The sequence below is a fragment of the Niabella aurantiaca DSM 17617 genome, from assembly GCF_000374125.1.
GTDB lineage: Bacteria > Bacteroidota > Bacteroidia > Chitinophagales > Chitinophagaceae > Niabella > Niabella aurantiaca.
Map to the genome: position 1 here is coordinate 283715 of NZ_KB893625.1, position 21831 is coordinate 305545.

At 49.7% G+C, this 21831-nt stretch carries 18 protein-coding genes, 1 tRNA gene and 1 pseudogene; 8 read left to right on the forward strand and 12 right to left on the reverse strand.

Translation table 11 applies throughout. The features are described from left to right. Window positions 1-2: 2 nt before the first annotated feature. From B160_RS28125 to B160_RS0101135, 3 genes are read left to right on the forward strand one after another with little or no spacing between them, the layout of a single operon-like run. Window positions 3-1211: a glycosyltransferase WbsX family protein gene (locus B160_RS28125; RefSeq protein WP_018625998.1), complete on the forward strand. Its 1209-nt coding sequence runs from the start codon at window positions 3-5 to the stop codon at window positions 1209-1211. Continuing rightward, window positions 1171-4158, forward strand: coding sequence for a glycosyl hydrolase 115 family protein (locus tag B160_RS0101130; RefSeq protein ID WP_211218027.1), 2988 nt, complete (start codon window positions 1171-1173; stop codon window positions 4156-4158). The genes B160_RS28125 and B160_RS0101130 overlap by 41 nt, the downstream gene beginning before the upstream one ends. 12 nt (window positions 4159-4170) lie before the next feature. Continuing rightward, window positions 4171-5682 (forward strand): sulfatase, encoded by a 1512-nt coding sequence (locus B160_RS0101135; RefSeq protein ID WP_018626000.1) that lies wholly within the window; start codon window positions 4171-4173, stop codon window positions 5680-5682. Window positions 5683-6039: 357 nt separating this feature from the next. Here the strand turns inward: B160_RS0101135 and B160_RS0101140 are convergent, their stop codons facing one another. Continuing rightward, window positions 6040-7128, reverse strand: coding sequence for a calcium:cation antiporter (locus B160_RS0101140; RefSeq protein ID WP_018626001.1), 1089 nt, complete (start codon window positions 7126-7128; stop codon window positions 6040-6042). 10 nt (window positions 7129-7138) lie between these two features. Then, the gene (gene kdsA / locus B160_RS0101145) at window positions 7139-7966 is read right to left on the reverse strand and encodes a 3-deoxy-8-phosphooctulonate synthase (protein WP_026309437.1); all 828 of its coding nucleotides are present in this window, start codon (window positions 7964-7966) and stop codon (window positions 7139-7141) included. Window positions 7967-8144: 178 nt separating this feature from the next. On the opposite strand from kdsA, the gene B160_RS0101150 reads away from it, so the two are divergent. After that, window positions 8145-9104 carry an NAD-dependent epimerase/dehydratase family protein gene (locus B160_RS0101150; protein ID WP_018626003.1) on the forward strand — a complete coding sequence of 320 codons (960 nt, stop codon included), beginning with the start codon at window positions 8145-8147 and terminating at the stop codon, window positions 9102-9104. Window positions 9105-9131: 27 nt separating this feature from the next. On the opposite strand, the gene B160_RS0101155 is transcribed toward B160_RS0101150, so the two are convergent. Continuing rightward, window positions 9132-9752 (reverse strand): YdeI/OmpD-associated family protein, encoded by a 621-nt coding sequence (locus B160_RS0101155; RefSeq protein WP_018626004.1) that lies wholly within the window; start codon window positions 9750-9752, stop codon window positions 9132-9134. Between the two features lie 314 nt (window positions 9753-10066). Between B160_RS0101155 and B160_RS28130 the strand changes: the two genes are divergently transcribed. From B160_RS28130 to B160_RS0101185, 3 genes are all read left to right on the forward strand, one after another. Continuing rightward, window positions 10067-11398 carry a sugar MFS transporter gene (locus tag B160_RS28130; protein ID WP_018626007.1) on the forward strand — a complete coding sequence of 444 codons (1332 nt, stop codon included), beginning with the start codon at window positions 10067-10069 and terminating at the stop codon, window positions 11396-11398. After that, window positions 11367-12566 carry an N-acetylglucosamine-6-phosphate deacetylase gene (gene nagA / locus B160_RS0101175; protein ID WP_018626009.1) on the forward strand — a complete coding sequence of 400 codons (1200 nt, stop codon included), beginning with the start codon at window positions 11367-11369 and terminating at the stop codon, window positions 12564-12566. Before B160_RS28130 ends, nagA begins: the two co-directional genes overlap by 32 nt. A gap of 244 nt (window positions 12567-12810) precedes the next feature. Continuing rightward, window positions 12811-13863, forward strand: a complete 1053-nt coding sequence (locus B160_RS0101185; RefSeq protein ID WP_018626011.1) for a LacI family DNA-binding transcriptional regulator — start codon at window positions 12811-12813, stop codon at window positions 13861-13863. A gap of 38 nt (window positions 13864-13901) precedes the next feature. Here the strand turns inward: B160_RS0101185 and B160_RS31910 are convergent, their stop codons facing one another. From B160_RS31910 to B160_RS0101205, 4 genes are all read right to left on the reverse strand, one after another. Then, window positions 13902-14048, reverse strand: coding sequence for a hypothetical protein (locus tag B160_RS31910; RefSeq protein ID WP_018626012.1), 147 nt, complete (start codon window positions 14046-14048; stop codon window positions 13902-13904). Window positions 14049-14301: 253 nt separating this feature from the next. Beyond that, complete coding sequence (clpX, locus tag B160_RS0101195) at window positions 14302-15549, reverse strand: ATP-dependent Clp protease ATP-binding subunit ClpX (protein WP_018626013.1); 1248 nt, start codon at window positions 15547-15549, stop codon at window positions 14302-14304. A 100-nt stretch (window positions 15550-15649) separates the two neighbouring features. Beyond that, complete coding sequence (locus tag B160_RS0101200) at window positions 15650-16309, reverse strand: ClpP family protease (protein ID WP_018626014.1); 660 nt, start codon at window positions 16307-16309, stop codon at window positions 15650-15652. 98 nt (window positions 16310-16407) lie between these two features. After that, complete coding sequence (locus B160_RS0101205) at window positions 16408-17091, reverse strand: ClpP family protease (RefSeq protein WP_018626015.1); 684 nt, start codon at window positions 17089-17091, stop codon at window positions 16408-16410. Between the two features lie 273 nt (window positions 17092-17364). On the opposite strand from B160_RS0101205, the gene B160_RS0101215 reads away from it, so the two are divergent. Beyond that, entirely contained in the window at window positions 17365-18180 is an 816-nt protein-coding gene (locus B160_RS0101215; protein ID WP_018626017.1) for a metallophosphoesterase family protein, read from the forward strand. Between the two features lie 70 nt (window positions 18181-18250). Here B160_RS0101215 and B160_RS0101220 read toward each other — a convergent pair whose 3' ends face one another. The 5 genes and pseudogenes from B160_RS0101220 to B160_RS32490 form a co-directional block, all read right to left on the reverse strand. After that, window positions 18251-19162 (reverse strand): PH domain-containing protein, encoded by a 912-nt coding sequence (locus tag B160_RS0101220; protein ID WP_018626018.1) that lies wholly within the window; start codon window positions 19160-19162, stop codon window positions 18251-18253. 65 nt (window positions 19163-19227) lie between these two features. Next, entirely contained in the window at window positions 19228-20634 is a 1407-nt protein-coding gene (gene tig, locus B160_RS0101225) for a trigger factor (RefSeq protein WP_018626019.1), read from the reverse strand. A 96-nt stretch (window positions 20635-20730) separates the two neighbouring features. After that, a tRNA-Leu gene (locus B160_RS0101230) sits at window positions 20731-20812 on the reverse strand. Window positions 20813-21130: 318 nt separating this feature from the next. Continuing rightward, window positions 21131-21301 (reverse strand): hypothetical protein, encoded by a 171-nt coding sequence (locus B160_RS31475; RefSeq protein ID WP_018626021.1) that lies wholly within the window; start codon window positions 21299-21301, stop codon window positions 21131-21133. A gap of 9 nt (window positions 21302-21310) precedes the next feature. Further along, window positions 21311-21676 (reverse strand): annotated as a pseudogene (locus tag B160_RS32490) (DUF6934 family protein); the annotation flags it as partial. Between the last annotated feature and the right edge of the window lie 155 nt (window positions 21677-21831).

Below are 21831 nucleotides of genomic sequence, written 5' to 3' on the forward strand. Positions count from 1 at the left end.
TCATGTATAAAAGAAGCCTTCAGGTGCCGGTTGCGTTATGCCGGAAAATATTGTTATGGATCATTTGGTTTTTAAATGGCCAGGGCGCGGTGTACGCTCAAAACGACGCCTCTCCGGGCTATACGCTTGCCTGCTATTATTTCCCCAATTATCATATAGATAAAAGAAACGAAGCATACCATGGAAAGAACTGGACGGAGTGGGAGCTGCTGAAAGCGGCCCGCCCGCGCTTTGCCGGGCACGATCAGCCCAAGAAGCCGCTTTGGGGCTATGAGGATGAAGCCGATCCGGAAGTAATGAAAAAAAAGATCGATGTGGCTGCATCCTTCGGGATCGATGTGTTTATTTACGACTGGTATTACTATGATGACGGCCTTTTTTTACAACAGGGATTGGAAGAAGGTTTCATGAAAGCGGCGAACAACCGCAGGGTGAAATTTGCTCTGATGTGGGCTAACCACGACTGGACGGATCTTTTTCCAAAGCGGATCGCAGCTCCGTACAAAGTGATGTACAAAGGGAATATTACGCCGGCTACCTGGGAGGTGATGACCGATTATATCATTGATCATTATTTTAAACATCCATCCTACTGGCAGATCAATGGCGCTCCGTACTTTTCCGTGTATGAGCTGGATAAGCTGATCCAGTGCTTTGGCAGTTTGCAGGCCACGGAAAAAGCGCTGCGGGCTTTCCGGAAAAAGACGATCCGGGCAGGCTTTAAAGACCTGCACCTGAACATTGTAAAACCGGTTTCACCGGAGGCCATCGAAGGGCTGGGTTTTAACTCGTTTACCTCCTATGCATGGATCCACCACATAGCTCTCAACGGCTTTCCGGAGGTAGCTTATGAGCAGGCCCGGAAAGATTATTTTAGCTATGCGGATAAAGCGGTGGCAACATTTCCCGTGCCTTATTTTCCAAATGTCTCTATGGGGTGGGATGCTTCTCCGCGCTGCGATCCGGACAGCACCTTTAAGAACCGGGGCTATCCCTGTACGCCGGTAATAACGGGCAATACGCCCCAGGCATACAGGAAGGCGCTGGAGCAGGCGAAGGTATTCGTAAATGCGCACCCGCGAACCAAACGGATCATTACCCTGAATTCCTGGAACGAATGGACTGAGGGAAGCTACCTGGAACCGGATGTAACGCATAAAATGAAATATCTTGAAGCCGTTAAAAATGTTTTTGGAGGAAAAGATGAATAGCAGAATGAGCAGCAGGAAGGCGATCCTAACGGGGTTGGCGGTGCTGTTTTTTCTATTGCCGGGGAAGTTGCTGCATGCCCAGGTAACCCTGACGGACCGGAGCTCCGGCGATAATGTTTTTCAGCTGGGAGGAGCAGGTGCGGTTCAGCTCTGTTATGATGCCGGGGATGCGGTAACGGTTGCCAAAACGGCCGGGTTGTTTGCGGAAGATGTTTATAAAGTAACAGGGCAGCGGATCCGCCTGGGAACTGCATTTAACGGTCGGGTTAAAAACGGGATCATCGTGGGCACGGTCAGCGGAAACGCGCTGATCCGGGAGCTCGTGCGGCAGGGAAAGATCGATGTTGCTAAAATGGAACATGGATGGGAACAATATGCTGTGGCAGTGGTGAAACGGCCGGTAAGAGGTGTGGAAAAAGCGTTGGTGATTGCCGGCAGCGACCGGCGCGGCGCAGCTTACGGGCTGCTGTCCGTTTCGGAAGCGATCGGGATTTCGCCCTGGTACTGGTGGGCGGATGTGCCGGTGAAAGAACGGCGGCAATTATTTATAACGGTAAGACCCTTTGTTTCAAAGCCGCCGTCGGTCAAATACCGGGGCATTTTTATCAACGATGAGGACTGGGGATTGCTGCCCTGGGCCAAACATACCTTTGATCCTGAATTGAAAGACATCGGCCCCAAAACCTATGCACGGGTTTTTGAGCTTTTACTGAGACTAAAAGCCAATTATCTCTGCCCGGCTATGCACGAAGCCAGTGGCGCCTTTAATAAATATCCGGAAAATAAGCGGGTAGCAGATTCTTTTGGAATTGTAATGGGATCGGTGCACCCGGAGCCGCTGCTGTTTAACAATGCCAGCGAATGGGATAAAAAAACAATGGGCGAATGGAACTATCAAACGAATAAGCAGAACATCCTGAAAGTGCTTGATAAACGCGTCCGGGAAAATTCACCATACGAAAATGTATATACGATAGCGCTGCGGGGTATGCACGACAAGGAGATGGAAGGGAATTACAGTATGAAGGAACGGGTGCGCCTGGTTGGGGAAGCGGTAAAGGACCAGCGGGCTATTTTAAAAAGACATATTGATAAACCGCTGGACGAAATACCACAGGCGTTTACGCCCTATAAAGAAGTGCTGGATATTTACAGGAACGGGTTGGAGCTGCCGGAAGATGTAACCATTGTATGGCCCGATGACAATTACGGCTATATGAAGCAGCTGAGCAATAAAGAAGAGCAGCAGCGTTCCGGCCGGTCGGGGGTATATTACCACGCCTCCTACCTGGGGTCTCCGCATGATTATTTATGGCTGAGCTCCACGCCTCCCAACCTGATGTATGAAGAATTGAGTAAAGCCTATAAGACCGGTGCCGACAGGTTATGGTTGCTCAACGCCGGTGATATCAAATCCTGCGAAGCTCCCGTAACGCAGTTCCTGGCGATGGCTTATCGTATCGATGACTTTAATTTTGAGACAGCGCCCCTGTTCCGCGCGCGGTGGCTGAGCGGTATCTATGGCGCCCGTTATTTTGAAACCTTTAAGGCGATCACGACCATTTACGACCGGCTGGCTTTTTCAAGAAAGCCTGAATTCATGGGCTGGGGTTATGAATGGAATGTAAACAAATATCCGCGGGAACGTCCTGCCGATACGGAATTTTCCTTTGATCATTACCGGGAGGCGGAGGACCGGATGGAAACCTGTAAACGCATGGAGGCAATGGCTGCAGAGGTTTGGACCCGGCTTCCGGAAGGACAAAAAGCATCTTTTTTTCAACTATTATACTACCCGGTAAAAGGCGCGGGACTGATGAACCGGATGTGGCTGACTGCCCAGCTGCAACGGCAGTATGTTGCGGAAGAACGGGCGGCCTCCAGTGATCTGAGGAGGGAAACCGGTAGATTATACGATAGCCTGCGGCTGCTTACAGGAACATACAATACCTTGCTGAACGGGAAATGGAACCGCATTATGTCATTGAGGCAGGGTATTACGGCTTCTTATTTTGAAAAGCCGCGCCTGGATTCGATCCTGCTGCCGGCAAAGGGCGTATTGAAGATCAAGCCCGAGGGGGCTATAGCTTCCGGCAGCGATCTGCCTACCTTTAGCCGCTTTTTTAAGAAGACACATTTTATAGAGCTGTACAATACGGGCAGGAAGCCCCTGCAATGGTCGGCGAAAACAGGAGCGCCCTGGATCCGGCTGAGCACAACGCGCGGGAGCGTGCACCGGCAGGAGCGGGTGCAGGTATCTGTAGACTGGGACCGGGTGCCGGCAGGAACCGGTGTTCAGGGCTTTGTGGAGATCCGGTCGGGAAATGAACACCGTACGGTTGCCGTATCGGTATGGAACCCGCAGCAATGGGCAGCAGATAGCCTGAAGGGGCTGTTCCTGGAGTACAATGGCATCGTGTCCATACCGGCAGCGCAATACCACCGAAAAGTGGAAAATGGCGCCATCCGCATGCAGCAGGTAGATGACCTCGGCTATGAAGGCCGGTCTGTAATGATGGGCGATCCCGTAGCACCGATGCAGGATCCTAAAAGAAGCGATGCGCCCAACCTGCAATACGATTTTTACACTTTTGGTCGCGGCAGGGTAAAAGTATATACCTATGTATTGCCGCTGTTCCCCCTCAGCTCCAACCGGGATTTTGGGTTTCATGAGTCTTCCAATGCACAGACAAAATACGGGATCAGTATCGATGATGGTGCCGTAGCGTATCCGTCTTCCTCTGCTTCTGAATATTCACAGCGGTGGTCCGAAAACGTGCAGCGCAATGCCGCCGTAAATGAGTCCATGCTTTACATCGATAAACCGGGTAAACATACGCTTAAGATCATCTGCGGAGATCCGGGGATGGTGGTCCAGAAAGTCGTGATCGATCTTGGCGGCATGAAATTTTCTTATCTTGGCCCTCCGTCAACAAGGATTCCATAATAAACAAACCAGATGAAGAAAAGATATCCTACAAACAGGGCGAAAAAAGGGCTCATCCTTTTCCTGTTTTTTTTAGGGCTGCAGACCGGCCCGGTACACGGGCAGCAGGGGGAAGCCCGCCGGCCCAACATCCTGCTGATCGCCATCGATGACCTGCGGCCGGAGCTGGGCGCGTATGGGAAAAGCTATATGAAAACGCCGCATATTGATCAGCTGGCCCGTGCGGGGCGGGTGTTCCTGAACCACTATGTAAATGTACCTACCTGCGGGGCTTCCCGTTATTCAATGCTCACCGGCCGCCTGCCGCAAAGACCGGCGGCCCTGCGAAATGATGCATTTGAAAAATTTACAGCGGGAAGGCCGGATGGGGAACAACCGGAGTCTTTCGTGGAATTGTTCCGGAGGAACGGGTACCTTACGGTGGGCATTGGCAAGATCAGCCATTCCCCGGATGGGAAAGTATATGGCTATAACCAGCCGGTATCCGACAATCCGGAACTTCCCAATAGCTGGGATGCTTTTTATTTTAACGCCGGCAAATGGCAAACGGGGTGGAATGCCTTTTTTGGCTATGCAGGAGGAGCCAACCGGCAGAGTATGAAAAACCAGGTGCGTCCATACGAGGAAAAGGAGGTGGCGGATACGGCCTATCCCGACGGCCTTACCGCCCGGCTGGCGGTGGAGCAGCTAACCAGGCTAAGCGGGCAGGCAAAACCTTTTTTGCTTGCTGTTGGTTTCTTTAAACCACATCTGCCGTTTACAGCGCCCAAAAAATACTGGGATCTGTATGAGGAAAGCAGGATCCCTCTTTCACCGTCTCCGGATATTCCGGGGTCTGTCAATGCAAAGAGCCTTCATAACAGCAATGAGTTCAACCAGTATAAAAAGGGGGAGGAGAAACCATCGCTGAAAGACCCTGTATCCGACGCTTATGCGCGCAAATTGCGGCATGCCTATTTTGCCGCTGTAAGTTATGTAGATGCACAGGTAGGAATGGTACTGGATGCGCTAAAGCAGGCAGGCCTCGATAAGAATACGATCGTGGTGCTGTGGGGCGACCATGGCTGGCATCTGGGCGACGAACGGGTTTGGGGTAAGCACACCCTGTCTGAATATGCCCTGCGCAGTCCGCTCATTATCCGGGTTCCGGGAATGCCTGCAGCGGGCAAACCTTCACAGCGGATCGCACAGTCGGTAGATATTTATCCTACCCTGCTGGAGCTGGCGCGGCTGGCACCGGAAGACACGCTGGACGGCCGGTCGCTTTACCCGGATCTTGTTCAGCAGCCGGGCAAAACCGGCGGATCGGTAGCCTATAGCTATTTTAACCGGGGGATCAGCGTCCGCACGGACCGCTATCGCCTCACAAAGTATTACCGGAAAGAAACACCGCTGATCGAACTGTACGACTACCGTAAAGATCCTTACGAAACAAAGAACGTTGCGGCGCAAAACCCCGCTGTTGTGGAGGCCTTGCTGCCGCTGGTGGAAAACAAAAAAACCTCCATTCAGCAATACTGGTAGGGTGGAAAAGGATGGTATCCGTTTTATTAAAAATATGTATCGTATTTTAAATGGGTTGAGGAGATACCATAGCCCTCAGCTTAAGCGAAAAGTAAAATTGAGGAGCGGCATTTATAGACCGGTCTTTATGCGGGAAATGCATCCTGGCGGGATGTGGCGATGGCTGCCGGCCGGGAGGCATGGAGTTTGTTATTTAAAGAACCGCGTCAAAGGAGAACGGGCGCCTGCTGATGGCCGTACGGACAGGTCGGGCCCGGTTTTATGCCTGATGTGAGATCCGCTCCCGAACGGGGCACTAAAAAGCTAAAAGCTAAAAGCTGAAGGCTGATCGCTCAAATCTCAATAACACACCTCCTGTTAAGGAAAAATGGTCAGGAATAAATAAGCTGCAAAAATAACCAGCAATACCACTCCGTACAGGATATTGGTTTTGCCCGTTACCAGCGACAGCATTACGGTAAAAATAGAAAGGATCAGCAACACTACGGATGTGGTATCAATGCCCAATAAAACAGGCGTATGGCTGAACAGGGTATAAATGGCTACCGCTGGGATGGTAAGCCCGATGCTGGCCAGCGCCGACCCCAGCGCCAGGTTCATACTGGTCTGCAGCCGGTTCCTGCGCGCCGCCTGAATGGCAGCAATGCATTCCGGCAACAGCACTACCATGGCGATGATGATCCCCACCAACGAATTGGGCGCGCCAATGGAAGCGACCCCTGCTTCTATTGAAGGTGAAAGCATTTTTGCCAGCAATACCACAGCGCCCAGACAGGCGATCAGGAGTACCAGGCTTGTAATGGTGGTCTTGTTGGAAGGAGGTGCAGCATGTATGTTTTCATTCTCCTTGCCTTCCGCATCAGCGGGCAGAAAGTAGTCGCGGTGGCGGATGGACTGGATCATGATAAAGCTGGCATAGATGATCAGGCTGACCACCGCGGCAAAGATCAGTTGCGGCTGTGTGTATTGGGGGCCGGGCTGACTTACCGTATAATTGGGCAATACAAGTGTTAAAACGAGGATGGCGGTAAGCGCTACCAGCGCCGATGTAGTCGAATGTTTGGTCACGAATTGCTCCCGGTATTTGGCGCTGCCGATCAGGATGCAGATACCGATAATAAAGGTAAGGATGATCATGATGGCGGCAAATACGGTGTCCCGCGCCAGCGCAGCGGTGTTTGTGCCCCCGGACGACATCAGGGAAACCAAAAGAGAGACCTCGATCACGGTTACCGCCAGCGCCAGGATAATGGTTCCGAAAGGCTCTCCTACACGGTGGGCCACTACTTCGGCATGATGCACGGCCGCCAGAACGCCCGCGATCAGCACCATACAAAGGATTATGAGGGGAAGCGTGCCCGTCATTGATCCCATGGTAAAATAGGCGATCCAGGCCAGGATGGGGGTCAGTAATGTCCAGATGGGTAACGACAGGTTCAATTTCATAGAAGATTGTTTAGGCAGAAGTGATGGCTTTCCGGATTTTGATCAGCTGTGCCAGCAGCGGCTCCAGGTGATCCAGCTGCAGCATATTGGCCCCGTCGCTCTTTGCAACTGCGGGATTGGGATGTGTTTCAATAAACAGGCCGTCGGCCCCGGTTGCAATGGCCGCCTTTGCAATAGTGCCGATCAGCCCCGGGTTGCCGCCCGTAACCCCGCCGGCCTGGTTGGGCTGCTGCAGGCTATGGGTGCAGTCCATCACCACCGGTACGTTGTGCTCCCGCATCCAGGGAATGTTCCGGAAATCCACTACCAGGTCCTGGTAGCCGAACGTGTTTCCCCGCTCCGTCAGGATCACTTTTTCATTTCCGGCATGTTTTACCTTATCTGCTGCAAACTTCATGGAAGGCCCGCTCAGGAACTGCCCCTTCTTGATGTTCACCACTTTTCCTGTTTTGGCGGCAGCTTCGAGCAGGTCCGTTTGCCGGCTTAAAAAGGCCGGTATCTGCAGCATATCTACGTATTCCGCGGCAATGGCGGCTTCTTCATGCGCATGAATATCGCTGACAGTAGGTATCTGATACCGGTCCTTTACCTGTTTCAGCAGTTTCAATGCGACTTCGTCGCCGATACCGGTAAAGGAATCTCCGCTGGTCCGGTTTGCTTTTCTGTAGGAAGATTTAAATACATAAGGAATACCCAGGTTCCTGCAAATACCCGAGACCTTTTCAGCCACTTCCATTACCAGCGGTTCACTTTCGGCCACACAGGGCCCCGCCAGTAAAAAAAAGTTGCCGGCTTCGTATTGCTGGCCCGCAAAAAGATCCGTTAAAAATTGTTCCATAACTGCAAATATAACCGGTAACAGGGCGTTTGACCAAACGGGTTTTTGGGTGGCAGATGATCGCTTTATGCCGTTGCGCAGGGTTTTTTGCACAAAAAAAATGCTATTTCAAACGATTGCGCAGTATCAGCATCCTGACGGATCTGCCAGTATATTTGCATTCTAAAAATATTGCTGCATGACAAAAGAAAAGATCCTGGTGATTGGAGCTTCCGGTCAGATCGGGGTAGAACTAACGATGGCCTTAAGGGAAATTTATGGAAATAGCAACGTGGTGGCCTCCGATCTGAGGGAGGAGAACCCCCTGTTAAAAGGTTACGGTCCCTATGTAAGCCTGGATGTGATGAACAAAGAAATGCTGCATGTACAGGTCATCCGCCAGAACATTACCCAGATCTATCTGCTGGCCGCCATCCTCTCTGCCACCGGCGAAAAAAATCCGGGTCTGGCCTGGCATTTGAATATGCAGGGTCTTTTAAATGTGCTGGACATTGCACGCGAAGAGCATATCAGCAAAGTGTACTGGCCTTCATCCATTGCCGTTTTCGGGCCTACATCACCCAAGCAATATTGTCCCCAGCAAACGATCATTGAACCGACCACCGTATATGGGATCAGCAAATATGCGGGAGAGTTCTGGTGCAATTATTATAATATGAAATACGGGGTGGATGTGCGGAGCATCCGTTACCCCGGTCTGATCTCTTATAAATCGGCCCCGGGCGGCGGTACGACGGATTATGCTGTCGAGATTTTTCACGACGCGCTCGAAGAGCAAAGATACACGAGCTTTTTGAGTGAAGATACCTACCTGCCCATGATGTACATGCCGGACGCCATCCGGGCTACCATTGAGCTGATGGAAGCCCCGGCGGAAAAGATCTCCATACGGACCTCCTACAATGTGGCGGGCATCAGCTTTTCACCAAAGGAAATTGCGGCGGAGATCCAAAAGCATATGCCGGATTTTGAGATGACCTATGAGCCGGATTACCGCCAGGAGATCGCCAACAGCTGGCCCCAAAGCATTGATGATACGGTTGCCTTTAACGACTGGGGTTGGAAACATGAGTACGATCTTGCTGCCATGACCGAAGATATGATGAAACACCTGCCGGAGGTGTTGGCCGGGAAATAACCCGGGATGAGTTTTGGAATCGGTCGCTTATTTTTTCTGCTCGTATTTCCAGTGCCGTCCTTTGCCTTCGGCGATCCATTCCAGTGCCGTGGCCATCCTTTTTTCGCGGGTGGCGGCCGTTTTGGCCCCGGTGATCCACTGGATGTATTCTTTGCGGTGCGAAGGCGGGAACTTTTCAAAATTCATCCGGGCTTTTTTGTTCCCGGATAGTGCTTTTGCAAAATAATCGGGTACCGGCAGTGCTGCCCGCAGGGATGTCGGGGCTTTTTTCAGGATGAAGCCCTCGTCGATCAACGTCATGGCTTCTTTTATAATGTCGGTGAGCGCCTTGTCTTTGGGGAGGTCGTTCACTGAGGTCAGTTTGCCCAGCTGCCCCATGGCTTTATCATCACCTTCAAGGACCTGGTAAGGTTTCAGCGACCGGATCGCATCGCCCAGCCAGAAGCCGAGAGATGCATGTTGCTTAAATGCCGCCATGCTGCACAGGATCTTTCCCTTATAGGAAAAATGCGGGAACGACCATTTCATCGTTTCTTCAACCTTTGGACAGGTCTGGCGCACCAGCATCCGTATATGCTTCAGTATGGGTTGGGCAAAAGGCAGTGCTTTAGCAATATATATATCATGCCGGGGATCCTGGAGTGCCATGCTGGAACGGATTGTTTCTTTACCGGAAGATACCAAAAAGCGAGGAGATCTGCAAATGGAAGGCCGTAACAGGTCGGCGTATCTTTAAGCATATTTGCGCATCAGCGGCTGGAGATTTAGCATGCATCCGGACCTGTTTTTTTGGACGTTTGCTCCAAACAGGTTATTTTCGGTAACGTTAACGGTGTTTGCCATCCGGTGGTATTCCTGAGGCTGTGCCCCCGGCTGGTGCATAGGAGATCTTGATGCCGGATTGTTGTATCCTACCGTATGTTTTTTTTTGAATGCCGGCAACGGCAAAAATATTGCATGAAATGAATGATCAGGATTATCGGGACCGGAAAAAAGCGGTTACCCCGCTGGTGATCGTAGGAGCGCTGTTTTTGATCATCGGCGCTGTTTCCTGGGTGAACGCCATTCTCATCCCTTATTTTAAGATCGCCTGCGAGCTTACGCATTTTGAGTCTTATTTCGTGGCGCTGGTGTTTTATATTTCCTATTTCTTTATCTCGCTTCCTGCCGGTCTTCTCTTGAACAGGATCGGGTTTAAAAAGGGCATCATGGTTGCCTTGTGGATCATGGCGCTGGGGGCCTTTGTTTTTATTCCCGCCGCCCAAACCCGCACTTACGGCGTCTTCCTTTGTGGCCTTTTCCTGATCGGGACAGGACTTTCGGTTCTGCAAACGGCGGTGAACCCTTATGTGACCATCCTGGGGCCAATTGAGCGGGCGGCGCAGCGCATCAGCATCATGGGGGTTTGTAATAAGTTTGCCGGTATCATTGCGCCCCTGGTCTTTGCCGCAGTAGTGTTAAAACCCGAAGACGCCCAATTGTTTCAGCAATTGCCGGGCATGATGGAAGTACAGAAGAACGCGGCGCTGGATGAGCTGATCCGCCGGGTGATCGGGCCCTATGCCGTTGTGGGTGCCGGCTTGTTCCTGCTGGGCCTGCTGGTGCGGTATTCTCCGCTGCCGGAGATCAATACGGCGCAGGAATCGGCAGCCGTAAGAGCGGCAAATTCAGGAAAGCGCTCGATCCTCCAATTCCCGCACCTGATACTGGGAGCCATTGCGATATTTGTGCATGTGGGTGCCCAGATCCTTTCCATTGATACCATTATCAGTTATGCAGGCTCGATGGGGATCGACCTGGTGGCGGCCAAGCGGTTTCCTTCGTACACCCTTTTTGCGACCATGATCGGTTATGGGATCGGCATCCTGTGTATCCCGAAGATCTTCAGCCAGAAAACGGCGTTGAAATGTTGTACCCTGCTGGGGTTTGTACTTTCGCTGCTGGTGGTTTTTACCGGTGGACGGGTACAGTTGCTGGGGTACACCGCGGATAGTTCTATCTGGTTCCTGGCGGCGCTCGGTTTTGCCAACTCGCTCATATGGGCCGGCATATGGCCCCTGGCAATCGAGGGCCTGGGCCGGTTTACAAAAGTAGGCGCCGCAGTGCTGATCATGGGGCTGGTGGGAAATGCACTCATGCCGGTGCTCTATGGATATTTTGCAGAAACGATCGGGCTGAAGGCCGCATACTGGATACTGATTCCCTGCTTCATATACCTGATCTTTTATGCGTTCTATGGACATAAAATAAGACGTTGGCATTATGCAAAAGCACCTAAAGATTATAAACGGTAAGATCATAACGCCCCGGGGCATCCTGAAAGGGCATACCCTGTACTGCATTGATGGCAAGATCGCCGCAATTACCACAAGCCACGAGGAGATGGACCCCTGCATCGAAATTGATGCCGGAGGTGCCTATGTGTCTCCGGGCTTTATTGATATTCATGTACATGGCGGGGGTGGGTATGATTTTATGGATAACCAGGTGGGGGAGTACATGCAGATCGCTGCAACGCATGCCCGGCAGGGCACCACTGCCATGAACCCCACCACGCTGAGCTGCGGCGCGGAAGACCTGGCGGCAACCATACGTGCTTATGAGCAGGTGGCGGGGGCAGACTATAACGGCGCCCGGTTCATCGGTCTGCACATTGAGGGGCCTTATTTTGCCATGAACCAGCGGGGTGCCCAGGACCCGCGTTACATCCGCAACCCCGATGAGCAGGAGTACAAAGCATTGATCGCATCCACCCATGTTATCAGGCGGTGGAGCGCAGCGCCGGAGCTGCCGGGAGCCATCGCATTCGGAAAGTATCTGCGGTCCAAACAGATCCTGCCCGCGATCGCACATACCGATGCTATTTACGAGGAGGTGGCGGCAGCATACCACCAGGCAGGCTATACACTGGCCACACACCTGTACTCCGCCATGAGTGGTGTTACCCGGCGGAACGCATTCCGGTATGCCGGGGTTGTGGAGAGCGCCTACCTTCTGGAAGATATGTTTGTAGAGCTGATCGCAGATGGCCGGCATCTGCCCGCACCGCTGCTGAAGCTGGCTTACCGGATCAAAGGTGCAGACCGGATCGCCCTGATTACCGACGCCATGAGGGCGGCAGGTACACGGGTAACAGAAAGCATGCTGGGTAGCCGTAAGGATGGGTTAAAAGTGATCGTTGAAGACGGGGTTGCTAAATTGCCGGACCATTCTGCTTTTGCCGGAAGCATTGCCACCTGCGATCTGCTGGTGCGGAATATGATGCAGCTGGCGGAAGTGCCTTTGGAAGAGGCCGTGCGGATGATGACCCAGACCCCTGCGGTTATTATGAACGTATCGGCTTCAAAGGGTTCCCTGGAGAAAGGAAAGGATGCTGATATCGTCATCTTTGATGAAGATATTCTGGTGCGCAAAACCATTGTTGGCGGAACCGTGATATTCAGTGCCGGTCAATCTGCATAGACCGGCTGTACGTGAAGTTTGGGATGCTGCAGGTGCGCAGATAGACCGCAGCTGCTGTACAAGGCATATTTTTATCATTAAAGTTAAAGATGATCAGTGCCTGCCTGAATAGGTCAGGCGGGCATCAGCAGCTGCTTAAAAAAAATAGCCGGCACCTCAGCGGCCACACAATAGGTGCATTTACCCTGCGGCAGGGCCGGGAAATATAAATTAACGGTATATTTGGTGGTAAAATTCAAATCAGATGAAGCCAGCCGGACGTATTGGTGTTAAGGAGATTGCAAAAATGACGAATGTATCCATTGCAACAGTGGACCGGGTATTGCACAACCGGCCGGGAGTTTCGCCCGCAACGGAAAAAAAGATCAGGGCGGTCATCCGGAAATATAACTACCAGCCCAATATCCTTGCGCGGACCCTGGCTACGCGGAAAACATTAAAGCTGGCGGCGCTGATCCCTGCTGTTTCCAAAGAGACCACCTATTGGCAGGCTCCCCTGGATGGGATTGACGAGGCAGAAAACGAGATCCGCCAGTTTGGTATTGCAGTAGAAAAGTATTTTTTTGATCTGAATGATGCGCAGAGCTTTGTGCGCCAGGCCAGGAAGATCCTGCGGAATAAGGCAGACGGGGTTTTGCTGGCGCCTCATTTTGCAAACGATGCAGAAACGTTTTCCCGGCAACTGGCAGACAAGCAGATCCCCTTTGTTTATATCAATTCGGATGTGCCCGGGCAGGAGAACCTGAGCTATATCGGACCGCATCTCTATCAGAGCGGATACCTGGGAGGGCAGCTTGCAGATTTTATCGGCGGGGAAAAGAGTACATGTCTCGTGGTGAATATCTCCAGGATCCCGGACAGCTACTACTATCTGTTAAAAAAGGAAGAAGGCTTCCGGGCCTATTTTGAAGGACGCAACAAGGTAAAGATCCTTAAGACCGATATCCAGAAAACAGATTATCCCTCTATAAAAAAAGAATTGACTGCCTTGCTGAACACGCATAAAATAGACCTGATCTTTGTAACCAATTCGAGGGTATTTTATGTGGCGCGGTTCCTGGAGGAAAGGGGGATGGAACATATCCGGCTGATCGGGTTTGACATGATCGACCGGAATATCCGTCACCTGGAAGAGGGCACGATCGACTTTCTCATCTCGCAAAAGCCGAGAGAACAAGCCTACCGGGGCATATTGGCCCTGTACAATAAACTGATCAAAGGGGCGGATGTAGAGAAGCAATGCTTTATGCCCATCGACATCATCACAAAAGAGAATTACCGGTTTTACACTAACTGACGGAACCGGTATTAATTGTCTTTGCTATATTAAAAGGATCAGGATTGCCCAAACAGGTTGGCTACAGCTCCTTCCAGCATCGGGAACTTTTCGATGATGTAATTTTTAACGGCTTCAACAGCCTTCAGTGCCTGATCATCGTTGAGATTGGCTTCTGCCTTTAGTTTGTCGATTAATTCCTGCATATGAACGGTTTTATATGAAGCAGCAAGATAAGAAAGACCCTATATCCCGCAAAAAAAATCGTTCGGGCGTACAATGTACAGGTCTTTGAAGGCCTTAAAAGCAGGAAGCCTTTTAATGAATAGCAGCATCTGTGGAGCAGGCCACATTGCTAAACTTCACGATCCATACATTACGAAAATCCCGGTCACCAAAGGCGGCCGGGATCCGTTAAAATATATGTCAGTACATATACCCGCAGAGGCGGATAAACTGCTATGCTGCCTTTACAAGGCCCATTTTGCTCTTATCGAACTTACGCCGTGCGTATTCCCGGGTAAGCGTGAACTGTGTTTCCGAAGCAGAGGGCAGCTCGTACATGGCATCGGTTAAAATGCTTTCGCAAATGCTGCGCAGTCCCCGTGCTCCTAATTTATATTCCACCGCTTTATCAACCATGAAGTCCAGGACAGCAGGTTCTATTTTCAGCTCAATTCCCTCCAGTTCAAACAGCTTATTGTACTGTTTCATCAGGGCGTTCTTGGGTTCTGTCAGGATCGCACGCAGCGTGCTGGCATCCAGCGGATCCAGGTGGGTTACCACCGGCAAACGTCCCAGCAGCTCGGGGATCAGCCCAAAGGTCTTCAGGTCCTGTGCATTCACAAAACGCAGCAGGTTCTTCTTCATATCTTCCTGCTCGTCCTTATCTACGTTAAACCCGATGGTATTGGTTTGCACCCTGCGGGCAATGATCTTGTCCACCCCGTCAAAGGCACCGCCGCAGATAAAGAGGATATTTTGCGTGTTTACCTTTATCAGTTTCTGATCGGGGTGTTTGCGTCCTCCCTGCGGGGGCACCAGCACGTCCGTACCTTCCAGCAACTTCAGGAGGCCCTGTTGCACCCCTTCACCGCTTACATCCCGCGTAATGCTGGGGTTATCGCTTTTACGGGCCACTTTGTCCAGCTCATCGATATAAACAATGCCGCGCTCGGCCGCTTCCACATCATAATTGCATACCTGCAGCAGGCGGGTCAGAATACTTTCCACGTCTTCGCCCACGTAGCCGGCTTCGGTAAATACCGTGGCGTCCACGATTGCAAAAGGAACATTCAGCATTTTAGCAATGCTCCGGGCCAGCAGGGTTTTTCCCGTACCGGTTTCGCCCACCATGATGATATTGCTTTTCTCTATTTCGACATCGTTATGAGTATCAAGGTCCCGGTTCTTTTGCTTCAATCTTTTGTAATGATTGTAAACGGCCACAGCCAGCACTTTTTTGGCGTCGTTCTGGCCGATTACATAGTCGTCCAGGAAGGTTTTGATCTCCATGGGCTTCCGGATGGACTGATTGAATCCACTGACACTTTTGGTGTCTTCCCTGAAATGGAGCTCCTGGTTAATAATTTCCTGTGCGTGTTCCACACAGTTTTCGCAAATATGGCCGTCCTGCCCGGCGATGAGTATTTCTACTTCATCCCGGTTCCTTCCGCAAAACGAACATTTTAACACATTATCCGGCATAGTCCGATTATTAAAGATTAAGGTGCAAAGTTAAAAAAATCGCTGTGATTACAGCGATTTTCCTGTTTTTATGATTTTATTCTTTCTTTTTGCGATACGTTTACAGCTGATCCACAATCTGGTCTGCAATTCCATAGGCAAGGGCCTCTTCTGCGTCCATCCAGTAATCGCGATCAAAATCGCGCAGGATATCATCCACGGTTTTACCGCAATTTTCTGCCAGTATCTGTGCCCCGATCATTTTAACCCGCTGAGTCTGTTTTGCTTGTATCTCCAGATCACTGCTCACTCCGCGAATGAATCCGCCAAGGGAAGGCTGATGGATCATCACCTCTCCGTGGGGATAAATATAGCGTTTTCCTTTTTCGCCACCGCTGAGGAGGATGCTGCCCATGGACGCGGCCAGTCCCATACAAATGGTACTTACCGGGCTCTTGATCATCTTCATGGTGTCATAAATGACCATTCCGCTGGTAACCACTCCACCCGGACTGTTGATGTAAAACCGGATCTCTTCGCCCGGCTTGTCGGCATCCAGCAACAACAATTTGGTGGTGACCTCCCGCGCGCTTTTGTCGTCCACCACACCCCACAGGTACACCGCTCTCTTATCAAAGAACAGCCTTTCCAGGCGTTTGTTCAGCATCATCAGGTCGTCTCTTTTGTCTGCGGCTTCTTTAGGCTCCTCTTCTTCGCCTTCACCATCACCATCAAAACGAAATGGTTTTAGCCATTTATCTTCATTTAAATTGGATATCATGTTTTATTTTTTTAGTTGATAAGTTGATCCGTTGATCCGTTGATCCGTCTAAGCAGCCATAAAAATCATGCTGTAAACTTTTCAACTTGTTAACTGTCCTACTTTTTTTTCTTATTCACCAATAGTACTTCATCCACAAAGCCATATTCTTTTGCTTCGATAGCGGTCATCCATTTATCCCGTTCAAAATCTTTTTCGATCTGTTCAATGGACCTGTCGGTATGATGGTTCACGATTTCATACAATTCTTTTTTCAGTTTGCGGATTTCGTTCACCGTGATCTCGATATCGCTGGCCTGCCCCCCGATACCACCGCTTGGCTGGTGCATCATAATGCGGGCATGCTTTAAGGCCGCCCTTTTACCGTGGGTTCCTGCCCCGAGGAGCACGCAGGACATGGAGGCCGCCATACCAATACAGATGGTGGCCACATCAGGGGTCACGTACTGCATGGTGTCATAAACACCTAAGCCGGCGTAAACACTACCACCCGGGCTGTTGATATACATATTGATGTCCCGGACGCGATCCGTACTGTCGAGGAACAGCAGCTGGGCGGTTACGATATTGGCCACTTCATCATTGACGGGATAGCCGAGGAAGATGATGCGGTCCATCATCAGCCGGCTGTACACGTCCATAACCGCTACATTCATGGGCCGTTCTTCAATGATATTGGGCGTTAATGCCGTTACCAGATGATTACCATAGCTGTGCAGGGTATTGCTTGAAATACCCCGGTGCTTTACCGCATATTTTTCAAATTCTGAGTTATAAGTCATAATTATCCTGTGTTACAAGTTTAAGTAGATCACTGTTATTTTGCCCGGCTGCTTTTATACTCCGGTCATTAACAAACAGTTTTTAAAAGTAATCAAATATTTCTCCATTTACAAAATAGGGGTTTTAAATGTCAAGTTGGCTGATTTGGACCCGGTAAATTCGTCATATATACATGTTGACCGGGGTATCCGGTTATTTTGGTAACGATTTCTTGATGGAAAGACTGCCGTTTAATTCTTAAAATTGAAATAACTTTAACCAAATCCTGAAAAATGAAACGGAAAGACTTTCTTAAAATAGCGGCACCGGCGTTTTTACTGCTGGCAAATGGAAACGTTGTGCGGGCGGAAGAGCAGGTGAATGAACTGCTGAAAAAGAAAAAGCGGCTGCGTTTTGCCATTGCTTCCGATCTGCATTACGGGCAACCAGGCACGGATTATGACGTTTTTTTAAAAAACGCGGTAACACGGATCAACGGGGAACATGCCAAAGTTCCTTTTGATTTCTGCATGCTCAATGGCGATATTGTGCACAATGATCCCGTGCATTACCCGGCGGCAAAGCAACATATTGAGCGGCTGAAAATGAAGTACTATGTAACGCCGGGAAATCACGATATGGTTACGCCGGAACACTGGGAGCGTATCTGGAACCAGCCGGTGAATTATGATTTTGTGGTGAATGGTACCGTGTTCCTGGCGGGTACTACCTCCAATGAAAAAGGGGAATATATCTGTCCGGACCTGCAATGGATGGAGCAAAAGCTGGAGCAGCATAAGAAGGCCCGGAACCTTTTTGTGATCGTCCATATCAATCCCGCCAAATTAACCACACATGGGATCGACTGCCCCGAGTTCCTGGCATTGCTGAAACGCTATAAGAATGTAAGAGCCGTCTTCAACGGGCATGATCATGATGAGGACGGTATCAAAAAGAAGCTCGATATCCCCTTTGTTTTTGATGCGCATGTGGGTGGTAACTGGGGCACCTCGTACAGGGGGTTCCGGGTAGTGGAGCTGCTGGAAGACAGCCGCGTACTTACATACGTGCTGAATCCTATAGAGCGGCTGAACGAAGCGCGGCTTTAGCATCGCCTCACAGGAAATGCAACCCATAGCAAATGGCTGACGGCGGCGCGCAAATACGGCCACCGGTTATTTATATGGCTTCAGAAGAGGGCCATGCAAACCGTTGTACCGCTTCAACCGGTATACCGTGCATCTTCTCCCGTAGCTGATCCGGGGGGATCAGGATGCTGGTAAACGGAAGCACGGTGCCATTGGTCATATAGATCTTGTATACCGCAAAATCGCGGATGGGGCTGCGCGTGTTTGGTTGCCCTTTTAGCTCAATTTTAAGGATGTCCTGCTTTTTATATCTGGTTTGTTGTTCTGCTGTTCCAAAATAAAAGTCCGGCAGACCTTTGGAGCATATGATCACCGTGTTTTTATCTGTGCGATAATACCTGTAAAGCAAAAGAAGGTTGAGGCCTCCGCCCAATGAAAAAAGAATAAAGAAGAACACGAATAAAAAGACCTGTGTGCCCGTGCTATCGTAATTCCGAATATCGGGGAAAATAGTTCCGATAAAAAATATCCAGATAAAAATATAAAACAGGGTGCTGCCCCTGGAGATCATCTGCCAAAAGCTCAGGTCCTGTACCGAATAACGGAAGTCCCTGGTTTGAAAGTGTTCCTTTGTATTTCGAAAGAAGTTTTTTTGAAGATGAAAGCCTTCAGGCGGGTTATCGGATAACGCAAAGAATGTTGTAAGCGCACCCGCGACATCCTCCGGTTTCTCAAGAGTTTGCTGGTAAAGCTGTCCGGCCGAATTGCAATAATATGTAATATATTTGTTGTTGTAAAAGAGTGCCAGTTTCAGATAGTTACCCCGGTCATCCTGCACCACCATTCCGGGCCCTGTATGCCCCACAACAAAATGAAGCCTTTGATCTGTCCAGGGATACTGATGGATCAGCGCCATCGTTTCCCGGAGGTAACGCGCAGCGATCCCCGTGAATTCGCCTTTTTCAAAATCCCGGAACTGTAGTTTACTGGTCAGACGATTCATACCAGTTTAAAAATACGAAAGAAGCCGTTCCTTTTGAGAACGGCTTCTTAAACTTCTTGTATCGGTTAATGGTGATGATGCTGGTGCTCACTGACCATTTTGGAAAAGTCTTCCACGCTGATGGAGGTTGCTTTAGGTTTGATCTTTGTTTCGGCCCATTCAAATACCTTTTGGGATTGCAGGCGGTTGTATGCGTCGTCCACATATTTGCGGTCCCGCATCATCCGGTCAATATAATCATTTACCCAGGACTGATCATCTGTGGCCCCCATGGCACCACCCATGTATTGGAACAGCTGCTGTTTGGCAAAATTGCGGATCTCGTCGGGCGCTACCTGGAGATTGTTGTCGGTAACGATCTTTTCCGTGATCAGCGTCCACTTCAGCTGGTTCAGGAACGAAGGCATTTCTGCTTCGATCTCCTCGGATGTTTTTACGGGCTGTTTGTCTTCACCTTCCTGTGCCTGGTTGTTTTGCGTGGTCAGCCAGTTCTTCAGGAAGGCTTCGGGAAATTCAATGCTGGTATCATCCACCAGCTTATGGAACAACTGGTCATGGATCTGGTTGCGGCTCTGTGAAGCCCAGTAATTATAGATCTCGTCTTTGATCCGTGCTTTGAAATCCTCTTCGGTCTTTACATCGCCTGCAGGATACAGCTGGGTAAAGAACTCTTCGTTCAGCTCCTTTTTTTCCAGAAGGCCAACTTTTGTGATGGTAAGCTTAAAGGTCTTGTCCTTTGTTCCGGCATCGTCCTTGTTCAGCCCCAGGTCCTGTGCAATAAAATCCAGTTCTTTTTCTTCAAATGCCCCGCCCAGCTTGATGTTGATGCTGTCTTCCGCTTTTTTCCCCATCAGCTCTTTTCTAATCGCAGGAGCGAAGTATTTCACCAGCAGCGAGTTGTCTTTTTTAATGCCTTCTTCAACCTCGTTTCCATCGGCATCGGTTTCAGTAAAAGTTACATTGACTACGTTGTCGTCTACTTCCACGGTTTCTTTGTCTTCCATATTACCATACCGGTTTTGCAGGCGCTCTACTTCCTCGGTCACCATGGCATCGGTAATATCGATATTGTAGCCGGTAATATCCGTTTTGGCCAGATCCAGCATTTTGAAATCGGGCTTCAGACCTATTTCAAAATGAAAATCATAATCCCCGGGCTGACTTACATCCAGTTTGGACAGATCATTTTCCAGGGGAAGGGGTTGGGCAAAAATATCTACTTTATTGGTATCCAGGTAGGATACAATTTCTTTATCAACAGACCGCAGCACCTCGTCCATAAAAAGGGAGGGCCCGTACATTTTCTTTATCAGACCTGCGGGCACTTTTCCGGGACGGAAGCCGGGAATATTGGCTTTTTTGCTGTATTCTTTTAGTGCTTTTTCGAATCCGGGTAAATAATCCGTTTTTTCCAGCTTTACGCTCAACTTTTCGTGAAGGGGGCCAATTTTTTCTTGTGTAATTGTAGCCATTTGTGTTGTTTAATGTTTAACAGTTTAAAGCCCGCCTGACCGGACGGGCAGGTTTAAGGTTGTTAACATTAAACCTCAAGCTTTAAACTTGTATCGTCCGGATGAAGGGACTCGAACCCCCACACCTTGCGGCATCAGATCCTAAGTCTGACGTGTCTACCAATTTCACCACATCCGGATAAGAACTTTATTTCGGGCTGCAAATGTAGTGTATTCTGCTATAAAAAAGCAGTTTCCCCGGAAAAAATACAGGGAAGCGCGGGAGCAGCATGGCCGCCGATGGACTGATTTTAACTCCGGGATTTAAGAGCCTGTTTAAAATTCATTCAATGGCTTTATTATGGCTGTTTTGGGCTGCGACGGCGTTAAATTTTTCGCCATAGTGACCTACTATGCCTGCTCTCGAAAGCATTCGGGATGCCTTGTTCCCCCCAACACAGATCTGTGAACCGGCGCAAGAGATATTCATAGGATAGCAAATAACGGGTTTAAAGAATCAGGGCTGTTTAAGGAATATGGTTTTTTGTAAAAGGGCATTCACCTTCTTTAGCTTTTCGCTAAACAGGGAACCGTCAACGGCAGGATCGATGCGTTCTACATAAACCGTGGTGCCATTTAATACCAGTTTTTTCCGGCTGTTTTTTTTCGTATTTTTTATGGTGCTCATATAACAAATTTAATAAATTCTTTGGACAAAAAAGGCCAAATATGAAGCAACGATTTTAGGATTGAAAGTCAGCTCATTATATAGCTGGTCGGCTTTCACAAGGCCGGTAATCTTAAATTCTTTAGTAAATTCCGCGTAATACATTTTCAAAATCCGCTGGTAAAGTCTCATGCGTTCCGGGGTGCTCCCGGTAAAGATTATTTTGATACCCGGTCTTAGCAGGGTAAACGCCTTCAGGATGCGTACAACGGTTGCCAGTACTTTTATGATATCCCCGTTGTTGGAGATCACAGCGTCATCGATTGTTCCGTCCGGGCACAGGTCGCCAAAGCCCAGGTTGTAAATATACGGTGCTGCGGTTGGAGAAAATTCAACAACTTTTTCTAAATCGGTTTATAGCGTTAGCGTGCTACAGTTTAACAAAATTACGAATATAATAGTATAAATATATAAAAAATTAACAAGCTGTATATTCCTTCGTAAATTTAATGAGGCTCCGGATAAGAACAGCGGATATTACGCTGCGCGCC

What these genes read in the sequence shown, in the direction of transcription:
- clpX (WP_018626013.1), bottom strand. Translation starts at nt 15,549, where the DNA reads ATGCCGGATAATGTGTTAAAATGTTCGTTTTGCGGAAGGAACCGGGAT.
- B160_RS0101215 (WP_018626017.1), top strand. Translation starts at nt 17,365, where the DNA reads ATGAAACGGAAAGACTTTCTTAAAATAGCGGCACCGGCGTTTTTACTG.
- B160_RS0101205 (WP_018626015.1), bottom strand. Translation starts at nt 17,091, where the DNA reads ATGACTTATAACTCAGAATTTGAAAAATATGCGGTAAAGCACCGGGGT.
- B160_RS28125 (WP_018625998.1), top strand. Translation starts at nt 3, where the DNA reads ATGTATAAAAGAAGCCTTCAGGTGCCGGTTGCGTTATGCCGGAAAATA.
- kdsA (WP_026309437.1), bottom strand. Translation starts at nt 7,966, where the DNA reads ATGGAACAATTTTTAACGGATCTTTTTGCGGGCCAGCAATACGAAGCC.
- tig (WP_018626019.1), bottom strand. Translation starts at nt 20,634, where the DNA reads ATGGCTACAATTACACAAGAAAAAATTGGCCCCCTTCACGAAAAGTTG.
- B160_RS0101220 (WP_018626018.1), bottom strand. Translation starts at nt 19,162, where the DNA reads ATGAATCGTCTGACCAGTAAACTACAGTTCCGGGATTTTGAAAAAGGC.
- B160_RS0101140 (WP_018626001.1), bottom strand. Translation starts at nt 7,128, where the DNA reads ATGAAATTGAACCTGTCGTTACCCATCTGGACATTACTGACCCCCATC.
- B160_RS0101200 (WP_018626014.1), bottom strand. Translation starts at nt 16,309, where the DNA reads ATGATATCCAATTTAAATGAAGATAAATGGCTAAAACCATTTCGTTTT.
- B160_RS0101185 (WP_018626011.1), top strand. Translation starts at nt 12,811, where the DNA reads ATGAAGCCAGCCGGACGTATTGGTGTTAAGGAGATTGCAAAAATGACG.
- B160_RS0101135 (WP_018626000.1), top strand. Translation starts at nt 4,171, where the DNA reads ATGAAGAAAAGATATCCTACAAACAGGGCGAAAAAAGGGCTCATCCTT.
- B160_RS0101150 (WP_018626003.1), top strand. Translation starts at nt 8,145, where the DNA reads ATGACAAAAGAAAAGATCCTGGTGATTGGAGCTTCCGGTCAGATCGGG.
- B160_RS31475 (WP_018626021.1), bottom strand. Translation starts at nt 21,301, where the DNA reads ATGAGCACCATAAAAAATACGAAAAAAAACAGCCGGAAAAAACTGGTA.
- B160_RS0101155 (WP_018626004.1), bottom strand. Translation starts at nt 9,752, where the DNA reads ATGGCACTCCAGGATCCCCGGCATGATATATATATTGCTAAAGCACTG.
- nagA (WP_018626009.1), top strand. Translation starts at nt 11,367, where the DNA reads ATGCAAAAGCACCTAAAGATTATAAACGGTAAGATCATAACGCCCCGG.
- B160_RS28130 (WP_018626007.1), top strand. Translation starts at nt 10,067, where the DNA reads ATGAATGATCAGGATTATCGGGACCGGAAAAAAGCGGTTACCCCGCTG.
- B160_RS31910 (WP_018626012.1), bottom strand. Translation starts at nt 14,048, where the DNA reads ATGCAGGAATTAATCGACAAACTAAAGGCAGAAGCCAATCTCAACGAT.